The sequence below is a fragment of the Caenispirillum bisanense genome (assembly GCF_900230255.1).
GTDB classification, from domain to species: domain Bacteria; phylum Pseudomonadota; class Alphaproteobacteria; order Rhodospirillales; family Rhodospirillaceae; genus Caenispirillum; species Caenispirillum bisanense_A.
In genome coordinates this window covers 294,938-307,175 of sequence record NZ_OCNJ01000001.1, presented here as the reverse complement: position 1 = coordinate 307,175, position 12,238 = coordinate 294,938, and the positions used below count along the sequence as shown (strand labels likewise).

The 12,238-nt window shown below is 71.5% G+C and carries 12 protein-coding genes; 6 read left to right on the top strand and 6 right to left on the bottom strand.

All coding sequences use genetic code 11. From position 1 onward, the window contains the following. Positions 1-93: 93 nt before the first annotated feature. On the top strand, positions 94-546 hold the full coding sequence (locus tag CRP50_RS01530; protein WP_097277206.1) for a DUF4168 domain-containing protein: 453 nt from the start codon (positions 94-96) through the stop codon (positions 544-546). A gap of 3 nt (positions 547-549) precedes the next feature. Here the strand turns inward: CRP50_RS01530 and CRP50_RS01525 are convergent, their stop codons facing one another. Continuing rightward, positions 550-846, bottom strand: a complete 297-nt coding sequence (locus CRP50_RS01525) for a hypothetical protein (RefSeq protein WP_097277205.1) — start codon at positions 844-846, stop codon at positions 550-552. Between the two features lie 95 nt (positions 847-941). Between CRP50_RS01525 and CRP50_RS01520 the strand changes: the two genes are divergently transcribed. Then, on the top strand, positions 942-1,634 hold the full coding sequence (locus CRP50_RS01520) for a helix-turn-helix transcriptional regulator (RefSeq protein ID WP_097277204.1): 693 nt from the start codon (positions 942-944) through the stop codon (positions 1,632-1,634). A 6-nt stretch (positions 1,635-1,640) separates the two neighbouring features. Here CRP50_RS01520 and CRP50_RS01515 read toward each other — a convergent pair whose 3' ends face one another. After that, on the bottom strand, positions 1,641-2,117 hold the full coding sequence (locus CRP50_RS01515) for a c-type cytochrome (RefSeq protein WP_097277203.1): 477 nt from the start codon (positions 2,115-2,117) through the stop codon (positions 1,641-1,643). A gap of 171 nt (positions 2,118-2,288) precedes the next feature. Between CRP50_RS01515 and CRP50_RS01510 the strand changes: the two genes are divergently transcribed. Genes CRP50_RS01510 through CRP50_RS01500 form a run of 3 tightly spaced genes read left to right on the top strand, consistent with a single transcriptional unit; the run spans position 2,289 to position 5,654 of the window. Continuing rightward, positions 2,289-3,674: an aspartate aminotransferase family protein gene (locus CRP50_RS01510; RefSeq protein WP_097277202.1), complete on the top strand. Its 1,386-nt coding sequence runs from the start codon at positions 2,289-2,291 to the stop codon at positions 3,672-3,674. Between the two features lie 7 nt (positions 3,675-3,681). After that, on the top strand, positions 3,682-5,052 hold the full coding sequence (locus tag CRP50_RS01505) for a glutamine synthetase family protein (protein ID WP_097277201.1): 1,371 nt from the start codon (positions 3,682-3,684) through the stop codon (positions 5,050-5,052). A gap of 29 nt (positions 5,053-5,081) precedes the next feature. Continuing rightward, a complete protein-coding gene (locus tag CRP50_RS01500) occupies positions 5,082-5,654 on the top strand; it encodes a peroxidase-related enzyme (RefSeq protein WP_097277200.1) in 573 nt (190 codons plus the stop codon). A gap of 64 nt (positions 5,655-5,718) precedes the next feature. Here the strand turns inward: CRP50_RS01500 and CRP50_RS01495 are convergent, their stop codons facing one another. Next, a complete protein-coding gene (locus CRP50_RS01495; protein ID WP_141415047.1) occupies positions 5,719-7,068 on the bottom strand; it encodes a hypothetical protein in 1,350 nt (449 codons plus the stop codon). A 149-nt stretch (positions 7,069-7,217) separates the two neighbouring features. Here CRP50_RS01495 and CRP50_RS01490 point away from each other — a divergent pair, with 149 nt between their 5' ends. Then, positions 7,218-8,243 carry a hypothetical protein gene (locus CRP50_RS01490; RefSeq protein ID WP_097277198.1) on the top strand — a complete coding sequence of 342 codons (1,026 nt, stop codon included), beginning with the start codon at positions 7,218-7,220 and terminating at the stop codon, positions 8,241-8,243. Here the strand turns inward: CRP50_RS01490 and CRP50_RS01485 are convergent. The 3 genes from CRP50_RS01485 to CRP50_RS01475 all read right to left on the bottom strand — a co-directional run bounded on the left by CRP50_RS01485 (position 8,179) and on the right by CRP50_RS01475 (position 12,218). Further along, a complete protein-coding gene (locus tag CRP50_RS01485; RefSeq protein ID WP_097277197.1) occupies positions 8,179-8,697 on the bottom strand; it encodes a YbaY family lipoprotein in 519 nt (172 codons plus the stop codon). The genes CRP50_RS01490 and CRP50_RS01485 overlap by 65 nt on opposite strands. 4 nt (positions 8,698-8,701) lie before the next feature. Further along, positions 8,702-9,073, bottom strand: a complete 372-nt coding sequence (locus tag CRP50_RS01480) for a hypothetical protein (RefSeq protein WP_097277196.1) — start codon at positions 9,071-9,073, stop codon at positions 8,702-8,704. Positions 9,074-9,350: 277 nt separating this feature from the next. Further along, entirely contained in the window at positions 9,351-12,218 is a 2,868-nt protein-coding gene (locus CRP50_RS01475) for a PAS domain S-box protein (RefSeq protein ID WP_097277195.1), read from the bottom strand. Between the last annotated feature and the right edge of the window lie 20 nt (positions 12,219-12,238).

Genomic DNA, 12,238 nt, shown 5'->3' with positions numbered 1-12,238 from the left:
GCCCCGGCTTTTTCACAGGCCTTTTCGCCAACCCTTCCGCAGTGCGCCCCGTCCCTATGGGACAAGGTTTCAACGCACTCCGGAGGGAAGACCATGCGCTTCACCGCGACCGCCATCGCCGCCGCCCTGCTCGCCACCGCCCCGCTGGCCGGCGGCGCCTTCGCCCAGACGGCCAGCCCGGCCGAACCGGCGCCCGGCACCCAGCCGGTGCCGCAGCAGGGCCAGACCCAGGGCCAGGCGGCCGAGTTCTCGGACCAGCAGCTGCAGTCCTTCGCCGCCGCCGTGCAGGGCATCCAGAACGTGGCCAACGAGTATGCGCCGCGCCTGCGCGACACCTCCGACCCCGACCAGCTCGCCGAGCTTCAGCAGGAAGCCGAAAGCAAGATGCTGAGCGCGGTCGAGAACGAGGGCCTGTCGGTGGACGAGTACAACGCCATCGCCGTCACCGCCCAGACCAACCCGCAGGTGGCGGAAACCATCCGCGGCTACATCGTCGAGGACGGCGGCGCGCAGACCCCGTCGCAGGGCCAGGGCCAGACGCAGTAAGCGTCAGAGAATGCGGCCGAACTCCATGCTCTCGGCTTCGATGAGCGCGAGGAAGGCCTCACAATCCGGCTGACCGAGCCAGGAGGCGCAGATGCGTTCCGCCGCCTCCTGGCTGGTCGCCAGCACCACATCGAGATACCGCCCGTCGCCCAGCGCCACCACGTGATGGCTGCCGAAGCCGTCCTGGTGCGCCAGGTGGCGGCTTTCCATGGCGCGGCTGGCCGCGATCAGCTGCGCTTCCTGGACGCCCGCCTTCAGGCGGAAGCGGCCCAGTTCGAATCCCTGCATGTGCATGGGCATGTCCGGTGGTCTCCTGTTGACCGGTGAGGGGAACGGGAGAACCATAGGCCGCCCCTCCTGACGGTTTTCGTCAGGATGGTTCGCCGGACCCCGCCATGCGCACCTACCGCCTCATGTCCCTGCTCGACCACCTGCGCCGCCGCTCCGCCCCCGTCTCGGCGGAGGTGCTGGCGGCGGAGACGGGCGTGTCGGTGCGCACGCTCTACCGCGACATGGCGACGTTGCAGGGCATGGGCGTGCCGGTGCGCGGCGAGGCCGGCGTCGGCTACCGGCTGGAGAAAGGCGCCTTCCTGCCGCCGTTGTCCTTCGACGCCGATGAACTGGACGCGGTGATGCTCGGCCTGCGGCTGGTGGCGGCCCGCGGCGATGCGCCGCTGGCGCAGGCGGCGCGGCGGGTGACGGGCAAGATCGCCGCCGCCCTGCCGGAGGATCGCCGTGACGCCTATACCCGCCTGCCGTGGCGGGCCGCCAGCCGCGGCGCCGCGCCGACGGCAGAGGGAGCCGACGACGGTCGCCGTAACCTGGACGTGCTGCGCACCGCCGTCCGCGACCGGATGATCCTGCGCCTCGCCTACCGCGACGCCGCCGGCCGCGCCAGCGATCGCACGGTTCACCCCCTCGGCCTGACCGCCTTCGACACCGTATGGCTGCTGACGGCGTGGTGCGAGACGCGCGACGCCTTCCGCGATTTCCGCCTCGACCGCATCGCTGCCGTCACCCCGACCGGCGCCACCTTCGCCCCCCTCCCCGGCCGCCGTTTCGAGGATTATCTGGCGACGCTGGCGTGATTCCCCCTACCGCGACAGCAGGGGCGGTTCCTGCCCCGGCGGGTCCTGGATGGACTGCAGGTAGGTGACCAGCTCGACGATGCGCCCGGCGACGATCTGGCGGCGGGTGTCGAGGGTCAGGGGCACGTCCTCCATCAGGCCTTCCACCATGTAGCGCGTGCCCCACACGGGCATCAGGCGCTCACCGTGGGCTTCCAGGTCCGGTGTGCCCTCGATGGTGCGGAACACCTCCACCACGGGGAAGCGCCCGTCGTTGCGGGCCGCGAGGCCGGTCAGGTCGGGGAAGGTGTCGCCCAGGTAGCGCGCCACCGGCCCGTCGCCCTTGCCCGCCTTGCCGTGGCAGGGGGCGCAACTGGTGAGGAATTCCGCCCGCCCGACCGGCGCCGCCTCTGCGGCCGCCGGGTCCTGGGCGGCGGACGGGGCCGGCGCGACGGCGGCGGCGAGCAGCGCGACGGCGGCGGTCGTGGTCGATGCTCGGATCATGGCGGAACCTCCCCGGCGGCCTGTCCGTCATGGTCGGCCGGGCGGCGCACCGGCCGCAACCGAGCACAAGGCGGACCACCCTGCCCCGGAAGGGCGGGTTGCGCACCCTCTTGTCATTTCCCGCGGCCTCGCACACACTGTTCAATATTCTCATCGCGAGGTCCGCAAATCTTGAGCACCGTCGCCCCGTCCGAGGTCTCCGACGCCGCCGCCGATGCGCTTTATGCGCGGGAGGCGGAGGCTTATGCCGCCGCCCGCCCCGCCTCGCGCCGCCTGGCCGAGGAGGCCCGCGCCCACTTCTACGGCGGCGTGCCCATGCACTGGATGGCGGACTGGCCGACGCCCTTCCCGCTGTTTCTGAAGGAAGCCGAGGGCGCCACCCTCACCGACGCCGACGGCCTGCGCTACACCGACTTCTGCCTGGGCGACACCGGGTCCATGTTCGGCCATTCGCCGGCCCCGGTGGCGCGGGTGCTGGCCGAGCGCGGCGCCCGCGGGCTGACCGCCATGCTGGCCTCGGAGGACGCGGCCGCCGTAGGGCGCCTGCTGGCGGAGCGCTTCGGCCTGCCCGTCTGGCAGGTCTGCGCCACCGCCACCGACGCCAACCGCTACGCCCTGCGCTGGGCGCGCGCCGTCACCGGCCGCCCGGTGGTGGTGGTGTTCGACGGCTGCTACCACGGCACGGTGGAGGACGCCATGGTGCGCCTCGGCCCCGGCGGGGAGACGCAACCGCGCCCCGGCCTGCTCGGCCAGGTGCACGACCTGTCGCGGTCGACCCGCGTGGTGCCCTTCAACGACCCGACGGCGCTCGCCGCCGCCCTGGCGCCGGGCGACGTCGCCGCGGTGCTGACCGAGCCGGCGCTGACCAACTGCGGCATGGTACTGCCCGACGACGGCTTCCTCGACACCCTGCGCACCTTCACCCGCGCCGCGGGCACCCTGCTGATCGTCGACGAGACGCACACCTTCTCGACCGGTCCCGGCGGATATACGCGCACGTACGGGCTGGAGCCCGACATGTTCGTCCTCGGCAAGCCCATCGCCGGCGGCCTGCCCGCCGCCGTCTACGGCGCCACGGCCGAGGTCGCCGCCCGCATGGCCGAGGCCCACGCCCGCGCTTCCGCGGCTGGCGGCCACGGCCATTCCGGCATGGGCACCACCCTGTCGGCCAACCCGCTGCAGCTCGCCGCCATGCGCGCGACGCTGGAGGACGTGGCCACACCCGCCGCCTATTCGCACATGATCGCGCTGGCGAACCGCCTCGCCGACGGGCTGGAGGCGGTGATCGCACGCCACCGCCAGCCGTGGACCGTCACCCGCCTCGGCGCCCGCTGCGAGTTCCAGTTCCGCGCCACCCCGCCGCGCACCGGCGCCGAGGCCGAGGCGGCCTTCCGCCCGGCCGTGGAGCGCGCCCTGCATCTGTTCCTGCTCAACCGGGGCCTCGTCATCACACCGTTCCACAACATGACGCTGTGCAGCCCCGCCACCACCGAGGCCGACGTCGACCGGCTGCTGGCCGCCTTCGACGACGCCCTCGCCCAACTGACCACCAGGTGATCCATCCATGAGCCACTTTGCCGACGTCTCGGAGGCGCGCGCGTTCCTCGCCGCCAACCCCGACATCCGCCGCGTCCATCTGCTGTTCACCGACGTGACGGGCACCTTCCGCGGCAAAGCGGTGCAGGCGCACGAGCTGGAGGCCGTCTATCGCACCGGGCGGCCGCTGCCGACCTCCACCCTGTCCATGACCATCCGCGGCGTCGACGTCGCCGAAGCCGGCCTGCTGTGGGAGGTGGGCGACAAGGACTGCACGCTGCGGCCCATCGCCGGCACCCTGGTGCGCTGTCCGTGGATCGCCGTGCCGACGGCGCAGGTGCTTCTGGCGGTCGATCCGACCAGCGTGCCCGCCATCCACGCCTGCCCGCGCGCCGCCCTGCAGCGCGTGACCGAGCGCCTGCAGGCCGACGGCTTCCACCCCGTCATGGCCTGCGAACTGGAGTTCTACCTGTTCGACCGCGAGCGCGGCCCCTACGGCGAGCTGCAGCCCGCCCGCGGCTTCCTGTCGCAGGAGCGGCCGGCGCAGAGCCAGGTCTGCCACACCACCGCCATCGAGGACATGGCGCCCTTCTTCGACGAACTCTACGACTGCGCCGAGGCCCAGGGCATTTCAGCCGAGACCGCCATCAGCGAGTTCGCCGCCGGCCAGTGGGAACTCACCCTGCACCACAAGGCCGATCCGCTGCGCGCCGTCGACGAGGCGATCATGCTGAAGCGGCTGGTCAAGGCGCTGGCGCAGAAGCACGGCCTGCTCGCCAGCTTCATGGCCAAGCCCATCACCGAGGAATCGGGCAGCGGCATGCACCTGCACGTCAGCCTGGGCGACGAGGCGGGTGCCAACCAGTTCGCCGGCACCGAGCCAGACGGCGGGCCGCTGCTGCGCAAGGCGGTGGCCGGGCTGCTCGACACCATGCAGGACGCCGTCGCCGTCTTCGCCCCCGGCGCCAACAGCTTCCGCCGCTTCCGCGAAGGCTCCTACGCGCCGACCACCAAGACCTGGGGCATCGACAACCGCACCGTCGCCGTGCGCGTGACCAGCGGCGACCCGGCCACCCGCCACATCGAGCACCGCACCGCCGGCGCCGACGCCAACCCCTACATCGTCGCCGCCGCCGTGCTCGCCGGCCTGCACCACGGCATCACCGAGGGCCTGGCCCCGCCGCCGGCCATCGAGGGCAACGGCTACGACCAGCCGGGCGAGCCGCTGCCCACCGACTGGCGCGACGCCATCGCCCGCTTCGACGCCAGCATCGTCCTGCGCCGCTACCTCGGCGACGACTTCGTGCGCATCTACACCTGCGTGAAGCGGGCGGAGTGCGAGACCTTCATGGCCGAAGTTTCGGACCGCGACCTCCTCTGGTACCTTCGGGACGCCTGAACCAGAACAACACCAGGGAGGACCCGTTCATGCCGCAGCCCGACCACGTCATCCGCCTCGCCCTGCCCGACGACCAGGAACTGGGCGAGGATCTGGAGAAGTATTTCCAGGTCTGCGAGGAGAAGATCGGCTTCGTGCCGAACGTGCTGCGCGCCTACACCATGAAGCCTAACAAGCTGCGCAGCTTCTCCCGTCACTACAACGAGATCATGCTGGCCGAGAGCGGCCTGTCGAAGCTGGAGCGCGAGATGATCGCGGTGGTCGTCTCGTCGGCCAACCACTGCTACTACTGCCTGGTCGCCCACGGGCAGGCGGTGCGCCAGCTTTCCGGTGACGCGCAGCTCGGCGAGATGCTGGCCATGAACTACCGCGCCGCCGACCTCGAACCGCGCCAGCGCCGCATGCTCGACTTCGCGTGGAAGCTGACGACGGCGCCCATCGACGTCGACGAAGCCGACCGCCAGGGCCTGCGCGACGTCGGCTTCAGCGACGCCGACATCTTCGACATCGCCGACACGGTGGGGTTCTACAACTATACCAACCGCGTCGCCCACGCGACCGAGATGATGCCGAACCCGGACTACCACGGCCGCAACCGCTGAGGCCGCAGCCTGGAGTGAACACGGGGGAAGGCGGGCCGGCAGGCCCCGCCTTCCCCCGCCGTCGTCACAGGACCCCGAGCGAGCCCAGCAGGGCCGCCAGGATGGCGACGAAGTCCCAGTTGCCCGGCGGGTTCTGCAGCAGGCTGTCGGCCTGGAAGGCGGCCTGCACGTCGCGGCGGGTGACCTGCACCCCCGGCTCGCCCGTCTCGATGGCATCCAGCACCGTGTTGGCGAACAGGGCATAGGCCGGCACGGTCGGGTGCATGTTGTCGAGGCCGAACAGTCCGCCGTGGTCGAAGCCGCCGAACAGCCCGATGGACAGCGGGATGTTGCTCAGCGTCTGGGTCAGGCCGCGGCGCGTCTTCACCCGCACCGGCATGGACGGTTGGCGCGGCAGGTGCTTGGCGTCGAGCGCCTCGGCCATGCCGTAGACGTCGACCATGGTGAGGACGGGTTTGTCGCCGCCCAGCTTCGCCAGTTCCGTCCGCATCGCCGCTCCGACCTTGGCATTGAGGTCGGCGACGGCGGCGTCGAAGGCGGCCATCTGCTCACCGCTGATGAAGGCGATGCCGCCGCCCAGGCGCGCCAGGTACTTGTCGAAGTACTGTTTACCGTCCGGCAGCTGGGTATAGTCCTCGCGCGGCATCAGGTTGCAGATGGTCGACGGCTTGATGAGCTTGGTCATGTAGATCCGGGGCGGCACGTAGCCGGTCTTCACCATCTCGTCCACCAGCTGCGCCGCCGCGTCGGGAATGGCGGCCATGGTCTGCTGGCAGGTGCGGTCGTAGATGCCCGAGATGCCGGCGCGGAACAGCCCGTTGTTGGACCCGATGCTGATGAGCAGGCGCTGCGGCTTGCGGCTCGCCACCCACTCCAGCGGCGTCAGGTCGTCGAGGTCGTGGTGACCCGACGGGTTCAGCACGAAGGCGCCGTTGATGCCGTAGTAGAGCTTGCCCACACCGTCGTAGGACAGGCCGGTGCCGCTCTGCAGCGTCGCCAGGGCGCCCGGCACCTGCGCCTTCAGGGCGGCGGCGGTGTCGGTCCACAGGTTGGCGTACTCGGCACCGGCGATGGCGAGGTTGTCGTGCAGCAGGTCGTAGGACCATTCGGGGCCGGAATTGATCCAGGCCTGGGCGTTGGCGACCATGCCCTGCTGGAACGACGACAGGCTGAGGCCGCCGTTGCGCACCCAGTCCTCCAGGTCGAACAGCACCGGCCGCGGGTAGTTGGGCACACGGAACCCGCTGACGCCGAGCGCGGCCGCCACCTGCGCCGGCACCGACTGGCGCGCCAGCTCGGCGGTGATGCTCAGCGAGCGCACCCCGTTGTACAGGCTGTCGCCGATGGCCATGACCGGCGGGTTCATGGCGCCCTGGAGCACCGGGTGGTTTTCCGGCAGAACGTTCAAAGGCATCGGACTTCCCCCTTCTTCGGTGGCACGGAAGATCACGCACCACCCTGAAGAGGATAAACCCGCCCAACTCAGGTTGCATCCTGCACTTGGAAAGTTCATAAAGTTGCATCCGCATGGGCCGTCGGCCCGCGGCAGGGGGAGGTCGGGGAATGATGGATGCGACACCGGCCGCCGGCGACGGCGGCACCGGCGGCACCGCCGCCGGAATGGCGGATTTCCTGGTGGCGCCGATGGAGGCAGCCGGCGACGACGGCGCCGTCGCGGCCACCGGCGACCGCCTCGGCACCTTCGCCCTGGCGGCCCCGCCCGACCCGGCCTGCGGCTTCCCGACGGACATCGGGTTCCGGGTGGTGCCCAACACCGGCACCGTGCCGCCCGACCAGGAAGCGCTGAAGACCGCCATCGACTCGACGCTCACCAGCCTGCGCATCATCCTGCCGCCGGACAGCGACGACCCGGCGGTGACGCGCCGCTTCGGGGAATACTTCAACCGCATCTACAGCGCCGCCCGCGTCGGACTGGTGACGCCCGCCTACCCCGAGGTCGCCCGCCCCGACCTGCAGGCGGTGCGCGAGGAGATCGTCTATCGCGAAGGCCCGGCCATCGTGAACGGCTACCTGAAGCGGCTGGGCACGCGGGCCTTCCTGCACGTCTTCGCCGCCCTGCTGGTGCACGTGGCGGCACTGATCGTCGAGCAGATCGGCCGCGGCCTGCTGGAGCCCTTCGATCTGCACAACCTGCCGCTCATGTGGGCAGGGGCCATGATCGGGGCGTGGCTGTCGGTGGGAGCCAGCCGGCGCGCGCCGACCCTGGAGGACCTCGCCCGCATGCGCGAGGACAGCCTGGACGCCGACATGCGCCTGCTGTTCGTCGGGCTGCTGACGCTGGTGGTCGGCCTCGTGCTGCTCACCGACCTCATCGTCATCACCGTCGGCACCTTCGACGGCGGCCGCATCGAGGACAGCTGGATGATCGCCCTGCTGGTGGGCGCCTTCTGCGGCCTCGGCGAAAAGGCCATGTCGAGCCGCATCGTGCAGCAGGCGCAGAGCATGTTCGGCGGCGGCGGCGGGAGTGCGGGTGCGGGTGCCGGAGTCGACGGCGGGGCGCCGGTCAGCCGTCCTGCAACGGCGGCGCGCGATGCGGCGCGGGAGACGGGAGCGGCGTCGGGGCGCTGATCTCCACCACGCCCCACTGCCCGGTCAGGGGCACCACCACCGGCTGGTCCGCCGCCGCCAGCGGCAGCACCACCGGCAGCGGCGGCTCGGCGCGGAACAGGATGCGGCCGTAAAGCTCGATCACCGCCGTCAGCACCAGCGTGCCGCCGCCGCTGTTGCGCAGGTACAGCGGGTCGTAGAGCAGGCGGAAGGGGATGGGCGGCACGAAGGGCCCTGGCGTGTCGGCCGACGCGACGACCTCCACCCCGGCGACGGGACCGTTCCGGCGCAGGAGGCGCACCTCCGCCACCGCCTCGGGCGGCAGGATCAGCGGCTCGCCGTAGACCAGATAGCCGTCGAGCACCTGCGGCGCCTCGGCCACCGGGCCGCCCTCGTCGGCGGCGGTGCAGGCGGCCAGGGCCGCCAGCAGCCCCAGGCTGGTCGCGGTGGTGACGAGAGCCCGCGCCAGTCCCATGCCGTCAGCGCACCAGGCCGCGGATGGCCTGGGCGAGGGTCGGCAGTTCCACCTCGATCTGCTGCCACACCGGGCCGGGGGTGGCGCGCGGCGGCGTGTCGAGCAGGGTTTCCGACAGGTCGACGAAGCCCTGCCAGTCCACTTCCGGGTGCCCGGCCACGGGCATGGCGTCGCGGCCGCGCCCGGTGCGGCCGCCGGCCATCATGCCACTCACCAGCTCGCCGATCTGCACGAGCTGGAACGACACCGCCGAGGCGAACACCCAATCCTTCTCGAACTTGTCGATGAACCGCGTGCGGTCGAGCCCCTGGCACAGGATGCCCATGCGGTCGATGGCGGTGGAAATGACGCGCAGGGCGTCCTGGTCGGAAATCATGGCGGTCGATCACCCCCTGCCGAGGAGACGTGGAAGAGGCTGGTCCGTCCCATCAGTATCGTGCGTGGCGGGCGCCTTTCCAAGGGGGTGCGACGGCCGGCGCCGCGGCGTGAAAAAATCTTCTTCAGCGCTGCAACCGGCGTCCGCCGCCGGCGTTGAAGATGCGATACCCGCACCGGCCTGCACGGCCCTATCGGTATCCCCTCCCGAGGCGTCTGGTATCCCCCCCACCAGACGCCTCACCCTTGTCCGGGCCATGGCGTCGCGGTCGGCGCGATCAGCCGATGACGGCCTCGACTTCCCGCAGCGGGCGGCCGAGCAGGGCGCGGAACTCCTCCGGCGGCAGCGGGCGGCCGAACAGGAAGCCCTGGAACAGGTCGCAGTACTGGCCGAGCAGCCAGTCCAGCTGCGCCGCCGTCTCGACGCCCTCGGCCACCACCGACAGGCCCAGCTTGCGGGCCATGGCGATCACCGTCTCCACCAGCACCTTGTCCTCGGCGTCCTGCAACACGTCGCGCACGAAGGAGCGGTCGAGCTTGAGGGTGCGGAAGGGGAAGCGCCGCAGGTGCTGCAGCGACGAATAGCCGGTGCCGAAGTCGTCGATGACCAGCTTGACGCCCTGGGCGCTGATGCCGCCCAGCACCTCGTCGATGATCGGCAGGTCGCGCACGAGAAGGCTCTCGCCCACCTCCACCGCCAGCGCCTCGGCGGGCAGGCCGGTTTCCGCCAGCACCTCGTTCACCACCACGTGCAGGCGCCCGGTGGTGACCTGGCGGTCGGCGATGTTAACCGATACCGTCAGCCCCTCGAACCCGGCGGCGCGCCAGGCGGCGGCCTCGGCGCAGGCGGTGCGCAGGACCATGCGGCCGATGTCCTGGATCAGGCCGATCTCCTCGGCGATGGGCAGGAACTCGCCCGGCGCCACCAGGCCGCGCTGCGGGTGGCGCCAGCGCACCAGCGCCTCCGCCCCCGTGACGGCGCGGGCGGCGGCGTCGACCACCGGCTGGAAGTGCACCACCAGCTCGCCCTGCTCCACCGCCCGGCGCAGGTCGGTTTCCAGCATCAGGCGGTTGACCGCCTCGGCGTTCATCTCGGCGGTGTAGAACTGGTAGGTGTTGCGGCCGTTCTCCTTGGCCCGGTACATGGCGGTGTCGGCGTTCTTCAGCAGCGTGCCGGCGTCCTCGCCGTCCTGCGGGAACAGCGCGACGCCGATGGACCCGCCGACAAAGACCTCGCGCCCGCCGGCGATGAGGAAGCGCTCGCGCAGGGCCTCGAGGATCCGCACGGCGACGGCCGTGATGTCCTTGTCGGCGCCGGGGTCGGGCAGCAGCACCGTGAACTCGTCGCCGGCCAGCCGCGCCACCGTGTCGCTTTCACGCACGCAGGTGGCCAGCCGCACGCCCACCTCGCGCAGCAGCTCGTCGCCCGCCTCGTGGCCGAGCGTGTCGTTGACGTACTTGAAGCGGTCGAGGTCGATGAACATGACGCACAGCCGCTCGTCCCGCCGCCGCGCCCGTGTCACGCTCTGCGCCAGGCGGTCCTGGAACAGCACGCGGTTGGGCAGCGCCGTCACGGCGTCGTAGTTGGCCTGCTGCCAGACGCGCGCCTCGCTTTCCTTGCGGCGGGTGATGTCCTCCTTCACCGCCACGTAATGGGTGATGCCGCCGCGGGCGTCGCGCACCGGGGCGATGGAGGTGTGCTCCCAATAGACCTCGCCGGTCTTGCGACGGCAGCGCGCCTCGCCCTTCCACAGCCGGCCCTGCTGCATGGCCTTGGCCATGGCGTCGGCCTCCGGGCCGCCGTCGGGGTCGGCGAGGAACTCCGCCGGCCGGCCGAGCACGTCGGCCGCATCCCACCCGGTCAGCTTGGTGAAGCGGTCGTTGACGTATTCGATGATGCCGCGGGCGTCGGTGATGACCACCGCCGCCGCCGACTGATCGAGCGCCGAGGACAGCTTGCGCAGTTCGTCCTCGATGCGCTTGCGCTCGGTGACGTCCTTCATGGTGGTGATGTGCATGCGGCCGCCGTCGCGGGCGCCGGTCTGGGCGGTGTGCAGGTTGACGACGGCGCGGCTGCCGTCGGCGCGCAGCAGGCGCGCCTCGTATTCCTTGGGCAGGACCTCGCCGCGCAGGCGCCGCTCGTAGCGGTCGGCGAGCATGGGCTGATCCTCCGGCGCCACCATGGACATGAAGGTGCGCCCGACCAGCGCCGCCGGCGTGCTGCCTACCATGCGCGCCGCCGCCTCGTTGGCGAACTCGAGCCGTCCGTCGCGCACCTGCAGCAGGCCGTCCTGCATGCTGTCCACCAGGGTGCGGTAGCGTTCCTCGCTGGCCGCGAGCGAGCGTTCGGCCAGGCTGCGCTCGGTGGTGTCGACGATGACGGCGATGAAGCCGCCGGTGACGGTGCCGCCGGATGCGCCCAGACGATCGGCGAGGCCGGCGGGATAGACCTGGGTCAGTACCTCGCGCCCCTCGGCGTGGCGGAACGACAGGCCGAAGGCACGGTCCATGAGACCGTCGCGGCGGTCCAGCTCGATGGCCAGCGTCGCCGCGCCTTCGCCGGTCAGGAACTGGGTGAGCGGCCGCCCGACGATGTCCGGGCGCCCGACGCCCAGCATGCCGCACAGGGCGTCGTTGACCTCGACGATGCGGCCGTCGCCGTCGACCTGGGCGAAGCCTTCCGACAGGGCGGAGAAGATGGTGCGGTGACGCCGCTCGCTGTCGAGCAGCATCTGCTCCAGCTGCTTGGCGTCGCTGATGTCGCGCACCTGGATGCCGAAGTATTCGCGGCCGTCGCCGTCGTCGCCGTCCTCCGGCCCGACCAGCGACACCGACAGGGCGGTCCACACCACGTGGCCGCGGGCGTTGACGAAGCGGGTGTCGCGCCGCAGCACCCGCAAGGGGCCGCTGCGCAGACGGTCCAGCCGCTGCACCAGGGCGACGCGGTCGCGGCCTTCGACGAAGTCGGTGAAGGGGCGGCCGAGCACCTCGCCGCGCGACCGGCCGACGAGATCGCAGAAGGCCCGATTGGCGGCCACGGCCACGCCGTCGAGGCCGCACACCAGCAGGCCTTCGCCGCTCTGCGCGAAGACCGCCGCGAAATCCGGCCGGTCGCCGGATGTCGGGTCCGCCCCCCTGTCCCTCATGTGGCCGTCGCCTTCTTCCC